This window comes from Streptomyces venezuelae, assembly GCF_008642315.1.
Lineage (GTDB): Bacteria > Actinomycetota > Actinomycetes > Streptomycetales > Streptomycetaceae > Streptomyces > Streptomyces venezuelae_D.
Map to the genome: position 1 here is coordinate 8,699,359 of NZ_CP029192.1, position 14,305 is coordinate 8,713,663.

General features: G+C 70.5%; 9 protein-coding genes and 3 pseudogenes. 7 read left to right on the forward strand and 5 right to left on the reverse strand.

What is annotated here, in order from left to right; all coding sequences use genetic code 11:
• Positions 1–3: 3 nt before the first annotated feature.
• Positions 4–969, reverse strand: a complete 966-nt coding sequence (locus DEJ48_RS38465; protein ID WP_411757565.1) for a GlxA family transcriptional regulator — start codon at positions 967–969, stop codon at positions 4–6.
• A gap of 209 nt (positions 970–1,178) precedes the next feature.
• On the opposite strand from DEJ48_RS38465, the gene DEJ48_RS38470 reads away from it, so the two are divergent.
• Both DEJ48_RS38470 and DEJ48_RS38475 read left to right on the forward strand, forming a co-directional pair.
• Entirely contained in the window at positions 1,179–1,763 is a 585-nt protein-coding gene (locus DEJ48_RS38470; protein WP_150220712.1) for an isochorismatase family protein, read from the forward strand.
• Positions 1,763–2,530, forward strand: coding sequence for an isochorismatase family protein (locus DEJ48_RS38475; protein WP_150220713.1), 768 nt, complete (start codon positions 1,763–1,765; stop codon positions 2,528–2,530). Before DEJ48_RS38470 ends, DEJ48_RS38475 begins: the two co-directional genes overlap by 1 nt.
• A gap of 79 nt (positions 2,531–2,609) precedes the next feature.
• Here DEJ48_RS38475 and DEJ48_RS38480 read toward each other — a convergent pair whose 3' ends face one another.
• Positions 2,610–2,837 carry a hypothetical protein gene (locus DEJ48_RS38480; RefSeq protein WP_150220714.1) on the reverse strand — a complete coding sequence of 76 codons (228 nt, stop codon included), beginning with the start codon at positions 2,835–2,837 and terminating at the stop codon, positions 2,610–2,612.
• 238 nt (positions 2,838–3,075) lie between these two features.
• Here DEJ48_RS38480 and DEJ48_RS38485 point away from each other — a divergent pair, with 238 nt between their 5' ends.
• From DEJ48_RS38485 to DEJ48_RS40645, 5 genes and pseudogenes are all read left to right on the forward strand, one after another.
• The gene (locus DEJ48_RS38485; RefSeq protein ID WP_150220715.1) at positions 3,076–3,321 is read left to right on the forward strand and encodes a DUF5133 domain-containing protein; all 246 of its coding nucleotides are present in this window, start codon (positions 3,076–3,078) and stop codon (positions 3,319–3,321) included.
• A gap of 727 nt (positions 3,322–4,048) precedes the next feature.
• Positions 4,049–5,548: a xanthine dehydrogenase small subunit gene (locus DEJ48_RS38495; RefSeq protein ID WP_150221654.1), complete on the forward strand. Its 1,500-nt coding sequence runs from the start codon at positions 4,049–4,051 to the stop codon at positions 5,546–5,548.
• Positions 5,545–8,019 (forward strand): xanthine dehydrogenase molybdopterin binding subunit, encoded by a 2,475-nt coding sequence (gene xdhB, locus DEJ48_RS38500; RefSeq protein ID WP_150220717.1) that lies wholly within the window; start codon positions 5,545–5,547, stop codon positions 8,017–8,019. The genes DEJ48_RS38495 and xdhB overlap by 4 nt, the downstream gene beginning before the upstream one ends.
• A 1-nt stretch (position 8,020) precedes the next feature.
• A complete protein-coding gene (gene xdhC / locus DEJ48_RS40640) occupies positions 8,021–8,830 on the forward strand; it encodes a xanthine dehydrogenase accessory protein XdhC (RefSeq protein WP_150221655.1) in 810 nt (269 codons plus the stop codon).
• A 31-nt stretch (positions 8,831–8,861) separates the two neighbouring features.
• Positions 8,862–8,990: pseudogene (locus DEJ48_RS40645) on the forward strand (metallophosphoesterase family protein); the annotation flags it as partial.
• An 859-nt stretch (positions 8,991–9,849) separates the two neighbouring features.
• On the opposite strand, the pseudogene DEJ48_RS40650 reads toward DEJ48_RS40645, so the two are convergent.
• From DEJ48_RS40650 to DEJ48_RS38530, 3 genes and pseudogenes are all read right to left on the reverse strand, one after another.
• Positions 9,850–11,631 (reverse strand): annotated as a pseudogene (locus tag DEJ48_RS40650) (DNRLRE domain-containing protein); the annotation flags it as partial.
• 161 nt (positions 11,632–11,792) lie between these two features.
• Positions 11,793–13,610, reverse strand: coding sequence for an acyl-CoA dehydrogenase (locus DEJ48_RS38525; RefSeq protein WP_150220718.1), 1,818 nt, complete (start codon positions 13,608–13,610; stop codon positions 11,793–11,795).
• A gap of 132 nt (positions 13,611–13,742) precedes the next feature.
• Positions 13,743–14,227, reverse strand: a pseudogene (locus DEJ48_RS38530) (IS5 family transposase); the annotation flags it as partial.
• Positions 14,228–14,305 lie beyond the last annotated feature (78 nt).

Genomic DNA, 14,305 nt, shown 5'->3' on the forward strand with positions numbered 1-14,305 from the left:
ACCTCAAGGCAGTTGAGGTACTCGGAACCCGCGCCGGTATTCGCTCGGTGTCGTGTTGAGGCGGCGTCGGAACGCCCGCACCAACGTGTCCATGGTGCCGAAACCACAGTCGGACGCGATCCGTTCGAGCGTCGAGTCCGAGGATTCCAGGGCGTGGCGCGCCTTCTCCACCCGTACCGATTCGATGTACGCGTGCGGGGTCACGCCCAGTTCGGTCTTGAACAGGCGCGTCAGGTGCCGGTCGCTGACGTGCGCGTACTCGGCGAGGGCGGTCACGGTGAGCGGTTCGTCGATGTGGCGCAGGATGTGGTGGCGCAGGTCCTCGATGCGCCGGGTCGTGGACACCTGGGTCAGCGGGACGCTGAACTGACTCTGCCCGCTGGGTCGTTTGAGGTACATGACCAGCTGGCGGGCCACCCGCAGCGCGACCGCCTCGCCGAGATCGTCGGCGATCAGCGCCAGCGAGAGGTCGAGGCAGGCGCTGATGCCGGCCCCGGTCCACACGTTGTCCTCGCGGATGAAGATCGGGTCGGCGTCCACCTGGACCGCCGGGTGATCGGCGGCCAACTGCTGGGCGGTCGACCAGTGCGTGGTCGCCCGCTTGCCGTCCAACAAGCCCGCCGCCGCGAGGAGATGTGCGCCCACGCACACAGAGGTGATCCGGTGCGAGCGCCCGGCGAGGGCCTTCACCCACTCGACGAGCCGGGGTTCCACCAGGGGGTGTACGCGGCGTTCCTCGTCCACCTCCACGGCGCCGGGCACCAGCAGCGTGTCGATGCTGCGGCGTGCGGCCTCCTCGAAGGTGACGTCGGGCAGGATGCGTACGCCCGCCCCCGTGGTGACCGGTTCCATGGTCGCGGCGGCGAGCACGACCTCGTAGCCCGCCGCCTCGTCGGTCTCGCGCAGCGCCAGCGAGAACACCTCCGGGGGCCCGGTGACGTCGAGCAGGTCGACGCCGTCGAAGAGCACGATGACGATGAGCCGTCTCGCGGCGGATTGCGGCACGGGTCTCCCTGGTCGGGTGGGCCTTGCAGACCGACTCTGGCGTGTCTGGATCTGCAGGTTACACGTCATTGCCGACCTGTCGGCGTCGTCATAGCGTGATCGACGTAGCTCGACGGAACACCGCGAACTGCACATCCCACGTAATTCCGCGTAACCCTGAAGGTGGTTCCCCCATGTCCAGAACGACGCTGCGCGAGCTCAACGGCTTCGACCAGACGCCCGCGAAGCTGGCCGACGCGACGCTGATCCTGATCGATTTCCAGAACACCTACACCCAGGGCGTCATGGAACTCGACGGCTGGGAGCAGTCCCTCGACGCCGCCGCGCAGCTGCTGGCACGGGCCCGCGAGGCCGGCACGCGCGTCGTGCACGTCATCAACGACGGCGGCGAGGGCACCCCGTACGACATCCGTGCCGAGATCGGCAGCATCCACCCCAAGGTCGCGCCTCGCGAGGGCGAGCCGGTCGTCGTCAAGCAGGCCCCGAACGCGTTCGTCGGCACCGACCTCGACACGCACCTCAAGGAGGGTCAGGACGTCGTCATCGCCGGCTGGATGACGCACATGTGCGTGGCGTTCACCGCGCAGGGCGCGTTCCTGAACGGCAACCGCCCCACCGTCGTCGCCGAAGCCACCGCGACCCGTTCCCTCCCCGTCACCGGCACCGACCTCGACGCCCGCCAGGTGCACGACAGTGCCTTGGCCACCATCGCCGACCTGTACGGAGTCGTGGTCGCCACGCAGAAGGAGATCGTCTGATGCCGGCCACGCTGCCCAAACTGCTCCGTCCGGCCGCCGCCCTGGGCGCCGCCGCCGTGCTCGCCGCCACGCTCACGGCGTGCGGCGGAAGTTCCGAGGCCGCCACGCGCACCGACAGCCGTGACCAGCGCAACGAGAAGAGCCACGACAAGGACGACAACCGTGGCAAGGGCAAGAACCACGCCAAGGACACCACGACGCTGCGTCAGCTGATGAAGCTGGACGAGACGCCCGCGAAGCTGTCCGACGCGACGTTGATCCTGGTCGACTACCAGAACGTGTACACCGACGGCACGATGGAGCTCACGGGCTGGCGCGACGCGGTCAAGAACACCAAGACCCTCCTGGAGCGTGCCCGCAGGGAGCACACGCCCGTCATCCACATCGTGGAGAAGGGCTACGACCTCAAGTCGAAGGCGGGCCAGATCATCCCGGCCCTCAAGCCGGCCAAGGGGGAGACCGTCGTCGAGAAGGCCGTCCCCAACGGCTTCCATGACACCGACCTCGCCGCCGAGCTCAAGAAGACCGGCCGCAAGAACGTGATCATCTCCGGCTTCATGACCCACATGTGCACGCTCTTCACCGCCGAGGGCGCCGTGTACAACGGCTACGACCCGACCGTGGTCGGCGACGCCTCGGCGACCCGCCCGCTCCCGGTCAACGGCAACCCTCGGGGCATCCCCGCCCGGCAGGTCCACGAGAGTGCCCTCGCCACGATCCAGGACCGCTTCGGCGTCGTGGTTCCCAAGCAGCGCGATCTCAAGTAGTTCGCGTGAGCTGCGGCAGGGAAGGGGATGGGCCGGGGCCGGGGCTGCCCATGCTCTTCCCTGCCCTGCGGGCGGCCGGTTACGAAGCTGCGGTGTACTGCGCCTGTGCGGGGGCCGCTTCCACCGTGTCCACGTGAACGACCTCGGCGGGACCGGGCGCGACCACCAGGAAGGCGTCGGTGGCGAGATCCATGACGACCTCGGCCGCTCGCCCCTGTGAGCGGAGGCGCGCCGCGAGTTCTTCGGCGGGCCAGGAGCCGCGGGGGGATCCCGCCGGAAACGTTCCCAGTACCTGGGCATGCTTCATTGCTCGCACCTCCACACAGAGTAAGTACGGCCACTCGGCGCGGCAGCCGTCTCATCAACCGTCTGCCCCTGGATGCGCGTTGCACTCACCAGTGGGCGAAGTGGCGAGCCGTTCGCTGTTCGCCGCGGGCGGCGGGACGGCCGCACCACACCCCGGGCACATGCCCGAGGGCGTACTTCCCGCAGGACGGGGCAGACGGGCGCTGCAGAGATCGCCCTGCCCACCTCAAGGAGAAGTGATGATCGCCCCGGCGGAGAACACGTTGCGCACGGTGCTGGCGCGTTTCGCGCACGCACGCATCGAGCACGACATTCGCCCCACCGGCGCCACCTCCCGCGCACTGGAAGACGTCAGCTACACGCTGTGCGTGATGACCGATTGCCAGGACATCGGCCGGGCTCTGGACACAGCCGACTCGTTGCTGGCGGCGGGCTGCAGCCGTCGTCCGGGCGCCGGACAGCGCGACAAGGCCCTCGCCGCGTAACTCGACCGGCGGTTGTCGTGCCTGCGCGTACCCAGGTTGCGTGCCGCGTGCTGCGCCTCGGCTGATCGGTCGGTTCACCGCGGGGTCACGGACCACGCGCCGGGGCCGCCGACGCGCTCGTAGTCGTCCGTGGTCGTCGAACTCGCCGTTTGCCATGCTCTTGTTGCCGCACTCCATCGGAACATGGGCTCTGCCTTTCCCGGACCCTGCAGGCGCCACGCCGATGCCCGGCCGGGACCGAGCGGCGGTCTCCCCGGGCCGTCACGGCGGCGGATTGCCGCCGGAGAGGGCCCCGTACCGAAGCCACCCCCTTGACCTGCGTGAAGCAAGTCACTACCTTGCGATGACACTGACCCGCGCCGCGGCATGGACTCGCGGCACGGACCTAGTGGCACGGGCCCAAGGCACCGACTCACAGCACTGATCCACCGCACGGAACGGAGGCGACCCGCAGATGTACACCAGCTCTGACCTCGGTCGCCTCGCCCAGTGCACCGCCTGGGTCCCGGGCCGGATCGCGCACGGCTGCTGAGCACGCCGTCCTGATGTGCCCCTTCGCGGCACGTCCCGGTTCTCCTCTCCTTCTCCTCACCATGTTTCGGCACGTCGCTGTCCCGTGCCCTCCCGCGCCCGCCTCTGCCGTGAGGCGCGTCTGAACACAGAAAGCTGCCTGAAATTGGCGAACACGACATCGACCGATCGCGCACCGGAACGGCTGCCCGGCGCCGTGTCAGAGGCGCGGATCACGGTCAACGGGAACGAGACACCGCTCTCGCCTGCCGCGCCCCACACGACAGCGCTGGACTTCCTGCGCGAGCGCGGCCTCACCGGCACCAAGGAGGGCTGTGCCGAGGGTGAGTGCGGCGCCTGCTCGGTGATGGTGGCCAGGCCCGGCGTGCACAAGCCCACCGACTGGGTCGCGGTCAACGCCTGCCTGGTCCCCGCCGCCGCACTCGACGGGCAGGAGATCATCACCTCCGAGGGCCTCGCCACGGCGGGGGAGCCCGGCACGATGCCCTCGCTGCACCCCGTACAGGAGGAGATGGCGGTTCGCGGCGGTTCCCAGTGCGGATACTGCACACCGGGGTTCGTCTGCAGCATGGCCGCGGAGTACTACCGTCCGGGCCGCTGCCAGCACACCCCCGACCTCGAGCACACCCCCGGTCCCGAGGCCAACGGCGACTCCGACCCCGAGCACGGCCCCAACGGCTTCGACCTGCACGCCCTGAGCGGAAACCTGTGCCGCTGCACGGGCTACCGCCCCATCCGCGACGCCGCGTTCGCCGTCGGCGCGCCCGCCGAGGGCGACCCGCTGGCCCATCGCCGGGAGCAGGCCCCGCCCGCACCCGTCGCCACCGAGTACACCCGGGACGGCGCCACGTTCCTGCGCAGGGACACCCTGGACGAGACGTTGCGGCTGCTGCGCGAGCGGCCCGACGCCGTCGTCGTCGCCGGATCCACCGACTGGGGCGTCGAGGTCAACATCCGCTCCCGCAGGGCCGATTGCGTGGTCGCCATCGACCGGCTGCCCGAACTGCGGGAGCTGCGCGTCGAGCCCGGCCACCTCGACATCGGGGCCGGGCTGACGCTCACGGAGATCGAGCGTCGCCTGGGCGGAGACGTACCCGCCGTTCCGCTGCTCGCCGATCTCTTCCCGCAGTTCGCGTCCCGGCTCATCCGCAACGGCGCCACTCTCGGCGGCAACCTGGGCACCGGCTCGCCCATCGGCGACAGCCCGCCGGTGCTGCTCGCGCTCGACGCGTCGCTGGTGCTCGCCGATGCCGACGGTGAGCGCGTGGTCCCGCTCGCGGAGTACTTCACCGGGTACCGGCAGAGCGTCCGCCGCCCCGGCGAGCTGATCCGGGCGGTCCGCGTTCCACTGCCGCTGTCGCCGGTCACGGCCTTCCACAAGATCGCCAAGCGGCGCTTCGACGACATCTCCAGTGTCGCGGTCGCCTTCGCGCTCGACATCGAGGACGGGACCGTACGCAAGGCACGCATCGGTCTGGGGGGCGTGGCCGCGACCCCCATCCGCTCCCTCGCCACGGAGGCCGCCCTCGAAGGCAAGCCGTGGTCGGCGGAGACCGTCGAGGCAGCCGCCCGGGTGCTGCGCGGGGAAGGCACCCCGATGAGCGACCACCGCGCCAGCGCCCTCTACCGTTCCGCGATGCTCGGCCAGAGCCTGCTCAAGCTGCACGCACAAACCACCGAGGCGGTCCCCTCATGAGTCATCTGTCCGAGCGTCCCGAAAAGCCCGTGGTCGGCGTCTCCATGCCGCACGAGAGCGCCGTGCAGCACGTCACCGGCTCCGCGCTCTACACCGACGACCTGGTCCAGCGCACCAAGGACGTCCTGCACGCGTACCCGGTGCAGGTCATGAAGGCCCGCGGCAGGATCGCCGCGCTGCACACCGCGCCCGCGCTCGCCGTGCCCGGCGTGGTCCGCGTGCTGACCGGCGCCGACGTGCCCGGCGTCAACGACGCGGGCATGAAGCACGACGAGCCCCTCTTCCCCGACGAGGTCATGTTCCATGGCCACGCGGTCGCCTGGGTGCTCGGCGAGACCCTGGAGGCGGCCCGGCTCGGCGCGGCGGCCGTCGAGGTGGACCTGGAGGAACTGCCCTCCCTGGTCACGCTCAAGGAGGCGATCGAGGCCGACAGCTACCACGGTGCCCGGCCCCTGATGGAGACCGGTGACATCGACGCGGGCTTCGCCGACTCCGCGCACGTGCTCAGCGGTGAGTTCCAGTTCGCGGGACAGGAGCACTTCTACCTCGAGACGCATGCGGCGCTCGCCCAGATCGACGAGAACGGGCAGGTGTTCATCCAGAGCAGCACCCAGCACCCGTCGGAGACGCAGGAGATCGTCTCCCACGTGCTCGGCGTTCCGGCTCACGAGGTGACCGTGCAGTGCCTGCGGATGGGCGGCGGCTTCGGCGGCAAGGAGATGCAGCCGCACGGGTTCGCGGCCGTCGCCGCGCTCGGCGCCAAGCTCACCGGCCGCCCGGTCCGGTTCCGGCTGAACCGGACCCAGGACCTGACCATGTCCGGCAAGCGGCACGGATTCCACGCCACGTGGAAGATCGGCTTCGACGCGGAGGGACGTATCCAGGCCCTGGACGCCGCCCTCGTCGCCGACGGCGGCTGGAGCCTCGACCTCTCCGAGCCCGTCCTGGCCCGCGCGCTGTGCCACATCGACAACACGTACTGGATCCCCAACGCACGCGTGGCCGGCCGGATCGCCAGGACCAACACCGTCTCCAACACCGCCTTCCGCGGCTTCGGCGGCCCCCAGGGCATGCTCGTGATCGAGGACATCCTGGGCCGCTGCGCGCCCATGCTCGGCCTGGACCCGATGGAGCTGCGGGAACGCAACTTCTACCGGCCGGGCCAGGGCCAGACCACGCCCTACGGCCAGCCCGTCACGCAGGCCGAGCGGATCTCCACCGTCTGGCAGCAGGTGCGGAACGACGCGGGCATCGCCGACCGCAAGCGCGAGATCGCCGCGTTCAACGCCGCGCACCCGCACACCAAGCGTGCCGTCGCGGTCACCGGCATCAAGTTCGGCATCTCCTTCAACCTGACCGCCTTCAACCAGGGCGGCGCGCTCGTGCTGATCTACAAGGACGGCTCGGTCCTGATCAACCACGGCGGCACCGAGATGGGCCAGGGCCTGCACACGAAGATGATGCAGGTGGCCGCGACCACGCTCGGCATCCCGCTGCGGAAGGTACGCCTCGCGCCGACGCGTACCGACAAGGTGCCCAACACCTCCGCCACCGCCGCGAGCGCGGGCGCCGACCTCAACGGCGGCGCGATCAAGAACGCCTGCGAGCAGCTGCGCGAGCGCCTGCTCCAGGTGGCGGGCACCCAGCTGGGCGCGAACGCGTCGGACGTACGCATCGTCGAGGGCGTCGCACGTGCCCTGGGCAGCGACAAGGCGGTGGACTGGGACGACCTGGTGCGCACCGCGTACTTCCAGCGGGTCCAGCTGTCGGCCGCGGGCTTCTACCGCACCGAGGGCCTGCACTGGGACGCGAAGACGTTCCGGGGCTCGCCGTTCAAGTACTTCGCCCACGGCGCCGCGGCGACCGAGGTGGAGGTCGACGGCTTCACCGGCGCCTACCGGATCCGGCGCGTGGACATCGTGCACGACGTCGGTGACAGCCTCTCCCCGATGATCGACATCGGTCAGGTGGAGGGCGGCTTCGTGCAGGGCGCGGGCTGGCTGACGTTGGAGGACCTGCGCTGGGACACGAGCGACGGCCCGAACCGCGGCCGTCTGCAGACCCAGGCGGCGAGCACGTACAAGCTCCCGAGCTTCTCCGAGATGCCGGAGGAGCTGAACGTCACGCTGCTCGAACGGGCCACCGAGGAGGGCGCGGTCTACGGCTCCAAGGCGGTGGGCGAGCCGCCGCTGATGCTCGCGTTCTCGGTACGTGAGGCACTGCGGCAGGCCGCCGCGGCGTTCGGGCCGAACGGCCACAGCGTCGAGCTGGCCTCGCCCGCGACGCCGGAGGCGGTGTTCTGGGCGATCGAGGAGGCGCGGCGGGCCACGGCCGCGTCCGCGTCCGCGTCCCGGAGCGGTCATGCGCTCGACGCGCCGTCGGCGAACGGTTTCGCCGCGCACGCCGACGCCGACGCCGACGCCGCCACGGACCCGGCGCGGGCCGACGCGACCGCACTCAACGGTGCCTGACATGACGTGGATCGCCGCGGTCGCGCGGTTGCGGGCGCGCCGGGAGTCCGGCGTGCTGGTGACCGTCGCGACCGTGCGCGGTCACGCCCCGCGCGAGGCCGGAGCCAAGCTCGTCGTCGGGCACCGCGAGACATGGGGCTCGATCGGCGGCGGCAACGTGGAGGCCGTCGCGATCGACCGCGCACGCGAGCTGCTCGTCGCGGCCAAGGCGGAGCCGGAGCTGATGGATTTCGCCCTGAACGACAAGGTGACCAACCAGCACGGCGTGCAGTGCTGCGGCGGCACGGTCTCCATCCTGCTCGAACCGCTGCCGGTCGTAAGGGCGGTGGCGATCTTCGGCGTCGGCCACGTCGGCCTGGAACTGGCACGGATCCTGGCCCGCCAGGACCTCGACCTGCACCTGATCGACAGCCGAGCCGACACGCTCACGGACGCCCGGCTCGACGCGCTGTCGGACGCGGTGGCACAGGTGCACGTCCACCACACGCCGCTGCTGCCGGAGGAGATCCTGGACGACCTGCCCGCCGGCACGCACATCCTGATCATGACCCACGACCACGCCGAGGACGCGGCCCTCTGCGACGCCGCCCTGCGCACGACACACCTCGGCTCCGTGGGCCTGATCGGCTCGGCGGCCAAATGGGCACGCTTCCGCAAACGCCTGGCCACCGAGGGCGGCCACGACGACACCACGATCGACCGCATCAAGACCCCGATCGGCCTGACCGACATCACGGGCAAGGAGCCCGCGACGATCGCGGTGAGTGTGGCGGCGGATTTGTTGCTGGCTTTCGAGAGCGTGGGGGAGTAGTCGCGGGCGAGGCGGGGCCTACGCTGCGTACATGCAGTTGCTGCTGACCTCCGACACGCACGTGCCGGCCCGTGCCAAACGTCTGCCGGACGACCTGATGAAGGACATCGACGCGGCGGACGTCGTGATCCACGCAGGGGACTGGATCGACGAGGCCACGCGGCCGGGTCATCGACGAGCATGCCGTCCGCGTCCAGCTCGATGGGGAGCCCTTCGTCTTCGGGGGACACGATGCCCGCCAGGCTGTCTTCGGCGGGCGGGGCGACGGTGGCGGCCTGGGCGGCGGCCTCGTCGGTGGGCATCGTGACTTCGACGGCGGCGTCGTCGGCCTCCATGCGCAGGACGCCGTCGGCGAAGACGAACCGGCCGGGGACCTCACCCTCCTCGGGTTCCTGGTCGCCGTCCTTGTCGGTGAGGACGGTCCGCTCCGCGACCCGGCCGCGCACGACGACCGTGTCGTCCGGGCCCGGTCCCGTGAGCAGCTCGTCCAGGGTGGCCTCGACCTGGGAGAAGTGGCGGCCGTGGCGGGCGTTGGCCTCCCGGGTGAGGATCAGGTCGGGTGCCTGACCCGCGAGCAGGTCGCGGAACATCGCCGCGTGCGGGGACGCGGCCGCGGCCTTCTCCGCGGTGGTGTGTGTGCCCTTGAGGAGCGCGGCCCGGGCCTCGAAGTAGTCCCGTACAGCTTGGGCGTAGCGGTCCTGGGAGGCGACCTTCACCGGCTTCGCGGGCACGGAGTCGGTCGTCTTCGACGTGCCGAACTCGGAGGTCGCGCTGACCGTGACGGCGTGGGCGGCGCCGTTGGCGAGGCCGGAGAAGACCGCGCGGGTGTCGTCCACCGTCTGCCGGGCGACTTCGGTCGCGCCCTTGTGGACGACCACGGTGTACTTCAGGGCGTCGGTCGCGGAGCCCGGGTCCTGCGGGGCGTTCCAGGTGGCGAGGAGCCCGCCGTCGGCCGGAACGGCCTTGACGTCCTGCGGGGCGCCGGGCGCGGCCGAGGAGATGTAGGAGACGGCGAGCCGCGGTCGCTTCGCCGGGTCGGCGGCGCGTGACGAGTGGTAGGCCATGCCGGGGGCGGCGTCCTTCTCGTCACCGAGCTGGAGGCTCAGCCCGTGGTTCTCGCCCGTCTCCAGCCAGTCCGCTACCAGCGGGCCGACGTTGAGGTCCTGGAGGGGGAGCGGCAGCCCCTCCTCAGTGTCGAACGCCTCGTCGCTTGCGGCGGCCGCCAGGGCCTGGCCACTTTGCTCGGGGCTCCAGGCCTCGGCGAGGTCTTTCAGGGTCGGGGCGGGCTCGACGCAGTCGTCGTCGGCGGAACAGTCCGCGCGGTGCAGTTTCAGGCGGGCGTCGGTGATCCGGGCTCCGGCGGGGATCGCGGCCGGGTCCGCCTTGAGCCAGGAGCGCCAGGAGGCGCCGCCGGGTGTGCCCACGTGCAGCGTCTCGTCACGGACGGCGGCGCAGTCCTTGCCCGGGCAGTCCTCGGCGCCGACCGGGGCGGTGGCGTCCGAGAGCGCCGTGATCTCGACGGTCCGGGTGTGCGGCACCGGATCGGCCTTCGCGTCCTTCGCGGTGAACGTGCGCCTGGGAGTCCACGGGGAGCACGCGGCCTCACCGCAGGCGCGCATGGCCCACTGGTACGTGGTGCCCGGGACGAGGGTGCCCTCGGGGACCGCGGTCGCCACCCGGCTGCCGCTCTCCTCGCTGGGCTGCGGCAGGACGACGCCGGGCAGTTCCTCGCCGGAGGCGTCGTACAGCGCGAACGCGCCGCTGACCCGTGCCTGGTCGGGGGACGTGACGACGCCCGACAGGAGCGGGGCCGGGGTGTCGATCGCGCCTTCCTGGAGCGTGGTGGGCCGGTCGGGGACGAGCAGCGCGGCGGGCTTGGGGCCGACGCCGAACTGGAAGGTGCTCGTGCCCGAGAGCAGCCCGGCCGAGTCGACGGTGCGGGCGTGCAGGGTGTGCCAGCCCTTGGCGGCCTTGAGCTTCACGGTCCCCGGCTTGCCGCCGGTGCCCGCCGGGTCGTTGACCTGCTTCTGGGTGTTCGGGTCGTCCAGGCCGTACAGGAATCCGCGGCCGTCGCTGGAGGTGGTGGTGAACGTGCAGCTCAGGTCGCCGCTCTTGTCGGTCCACTCGTCCTGCGCGAATCCGTCGCAACTGATGGTGGGACGAACGGGCTTGAGCGTGTTCACCCGGAAGGTCACGTGCTCGCTCCACGGGCCGTGGCCGGAGCTGTCGTGGGCCCGCACGCGCACACGGTAGGCGAAGGAGCCGAGCTTCTTGTCCGCCGGCAGCGTCACCTTGGCGGTGGCGCCCGACGCGACGCCGGTGCTCGTGCCGGTCCAGGAGTAGGAGCCTGCGTCACCGGGTCCCGGGTCGGCGGTCACCTCGAACTGCGCCTTGACCGTGCCGCCGTCCGGGTCGGTGACCTTCGCGGAGAAGGTCGGGGTGCTGGAGGTGGCATACGTCCGCTTGTTGAAGGTGTTGGTTGCCGACGGGTCGAGCTTCACGGCGCTGGGCGTCGAGGGCAGGCGGTCGTAGGTCACCGAGATCACCGGCACGCCGCTTGCGGCGTTGCGGGAGCTGAAGCGCTTCCAGGCGTACGGATCCTTCTCGTCCGCGGCCCGGACGCCCAGGATGTTCTCGTTGTACGGGTTGGTGGCCCAGGCCCGCGCGAGGTTCGTGATGTCGGCGCTGACCCAGCCGTCCTCGCAGCCGCTGCCGGATCCCTTGGTCTGCGTGGAGGCCGCGGGCGTGGGCGCCTCTTCGACCAGTTCGGTGGAGTGGTTTCGCGCGGGTGGGAGGGGCACGGATCAGCCCGACAGGGCTGGCTGCCACCCGCCCCGCCGACCAGATCCTGCCGATCCTGGACGCCTACGCGCAGTACAGCGAGTGAGGACGCAGTTCCGCGGACAGCTCCTTCTGCCCCGGTAGCCAGCCGGGGTCGACCCGCCGCCCTGTTTCACGGGCGTCATGCCGGGGCGGGATTCACCGACGTCAGCATCGGCAGCGACGCCAGGTGCTCCTCCGGCACGTCGAACGCCGCCGTCAGGGTCGCCAGATGCGGCGCGAGCCTCGCCGTCAGCTCGCGCAGGGTGTCGGGCAAGGAGCGGACCTGTTCGGCGGTGAAGATGTGGTCGGCCAGCAGCTGTCCGCTGAGCGGGGCCAGCCGCTCGAGCAGGAACAGGGTGTGCAGATCGTCCAGGGTGGCGCGAGTACTCGGGTCGGTGGCCTGTGCGCAGGCAGCGGCGAAGGCGTCGGCGGCCTGGCCCACCGTATGCGTCTCGACCAGGGCGAGGGCTGCGGAGGAGGCATGGTTCCAGCGCCCGAGGCCGTCCCCCGTGCCGTTGCGGATGTCCCGGCGGGCGGTCAGGTGCCAGTGGCGCTCGGCGGCGGCCAGGGCGCGGCGCAAGAAGGCGGGATCGGTCAGGGACTCCTGACCGGTGGCTGTCTGCGGCTCCGGAGCGGCCGCGTGGCCGAAAATCATTTCGGCTCCGGCCTTGCACCAGACGGCGAGGTTGTCGCCCTCGGCAGTGATGGCTCCGTCTGCGTTGGCGGGAAATTCGGCAAGCCCGTTCACCGGGAACAGCGCGCGGGCTCCGCAGCGTTCCCGGCTTTCGATCGTGATGTCGCGGGCCTGCCAGGTGATCCACCCCTTGGCCATCGCCACCAGTCGTTCCGTCTCCTCCCGGTCCTCAGGGCCGTGCGTGATCCAGCGTTCGGTGACGGTTCGGTGCAGGAAGGTCATGGCGTACGCCGTGGCGGTGCAGGCGAGCAGCCGGGCGTGATGGCTGCGGTGCGCGGCCAGCGGGACGCGCTCTCCGGCCACCGGCCCCGAGATACGGCGCAGGTACGCGTAGCGCACCGCGATGGCCAGTGCCGCGCGGCTGCCGCCCAAGGTGCTCGCGCTCATGCACAACTTGCCGACCGTCACCCGCCGGATGGCGTGCAGAAACCTTTTACGCGCGCTCCCCACGGCGCTGGTCAAAGTGCCTTCGACCGTCAGCCGTCCGTGCTCGCCCTGCAGCAGTGCGGTGCGCGGCAGGCGGACGTGGTCGAAGCTGGTGACACAGTGGTCCACCGGGCTGCCGATCCGGTCCGGCAGTATCGCCACCGTGACGCCGGGCAGGGTTCCCCGTCGGTCACTCAGCGGGGTGAGAAACAAAAGGACGCCCTCGTCCCGGCCGTCGACCACCAGCCGGGCCGCGACCACCGCGCTCTTCGGCCCGCCCGCGGCGCTGGTGTTGGGCATGTATTTCTGCGCGCCCTCGTGCGGGGTGTGCAGCACGAACTCGTCCCGGTCACGGTCATAGCAGGCGACGGTCTCCAGCGCCGCCGCGTCGTTGCCGTGTCCGTGCTCGGTACACAGGAAGGTTCCGTTGACCGCCAGTTCGGCGAACTCGGCCAGGTCACGTGGAGGCGAAACGTCGTCGTCGAGGAGGCTGCCGAGGAAGAGGTTGTAGTGGATGCCGGCCACGGTGGCCGTGGCTCCGTCCACCACCGATGTCCACTCGTGCAGTGCGGCCAGCGCTCGCGGGTCCCGGACCAGATCCGGCACATCATGCACTTCCTCGTTCAGGGCACGCAGCCGCTCGTACGACTGCTGCCACCGCTCCTTGACTGACAACTCGCAGCGGTGGCGGAACAGGCCGGTCGAAATCGCCTTGCACCATCTGGAGTGGAGATCGGGTCCCGTATCGCCGTCCAGAAAGAGAACCGAGGCCAGCTCGCCCCGACGGGGAGCAAGGAGCGGATCTTTTGGGGCATGAGCACTCGTATTGGTCGACATACCCGACCAACGACCTGATCCATGGACAGAAACCGGTACAACGTAAACAGTCCATTAAAGATCATCTGTGATGGCCGGCCAGGTACACCTCGACGTCCTCGCGGGGCGGGTTCCATTGCTTCTCCCTGTGCCCGGCGAAGCCGTAAGACGGATCGGCGGGATGCCCTTCACGAGAGGGATCAGGGCCTGGCTGTCATGCAGGTTGGCCCCGGAAATGCCGACGGAGACAGGCAGACCGGAGCGTTCCGTAACCAGGTGGATCTTCGAGCCGTACTTGCCCCGGTCGACAGGATTCGGACCTGTCAGGTCCCCCTTTTCAGGGCCCGCATGTTCACCGAGTCGATCGCGCACCGCGACCAGTCCAGCTCGCCACGTGCGCCCTGTTCGTCGAGGACCAGGCGGTGGAGCTTGGCCCACACCCTGGCCTTCGATCACTGCGAAAACCGCCGGTGGGCCGTCGCTCCGGACGGGCCGAACGACGCGGAAGGCAGCTGCTGCCAGGTGCAACCCGACGTTGCCACGAACACGATCGCGGCCAGCACCTCCCGGTCACCGTGCCGCCGCCGGCCACCACCTGGCGGCCGCGACGGCGCCTCCGGCATCACCCGCTGGAAGATGAGCTCACGGAGGTGTCATTCAGCATCCGTCACGCAGCGGTGCTTGAACTGGCCGGTGATGAAGGGTGGTCGTCTCGC

Coding starts and splice junctions, on each gene's coding strand:
- xdhC (WP_150221655.1), top strand. CDS start 8,021: ATGACGTGGATCGCCGCGGTCGCGCGGTTGCGGGCGCGCCGGGAGTCC.
- xdhB (WP_150220717.1), top strand. CDS start 5,545: ATGAGTCATCTGTCCGAGCGTCCCGAAAAGCCCGTGGTCGGCGTCTCC.
- DEJ48_RS38475 (WP_150220713.1), top strand. CDS start 1,763: ATGCCGGCCACGCTGCCCAAACTGCTCCGTCCGGCCGCCGCCCTGGGC.
- DEJ48_RS38525 (WP_150220718.1), bottom strand. CDS start 13,610: ATGTCGACCAATACGAGTGCTCATGCCCCAAAAGATCCGCTCCTTGCT.
- DEJ48_RS38485 (WP_150220715.1), top strand. CDS start 3,076: ATGATCGCCCCGGCGGAGAACACGTTGCGCACGGTGCTGGCGCGTTTC.
- DEJ48_RS38480 (WP_150220714.1), bottom strand. CDS start 2,837: ATGAAGCATGCCCAGGTACTGGGAACGTTTCCGGCGGGATCCCCCCGC.
- DEJ48_RS38470 (WP_150220712.1), top strand. CDS start 1,179: ATGTCCAGAACGACGCTGCGCGAGCTCAACGGCTTCGACCAGACGCCC.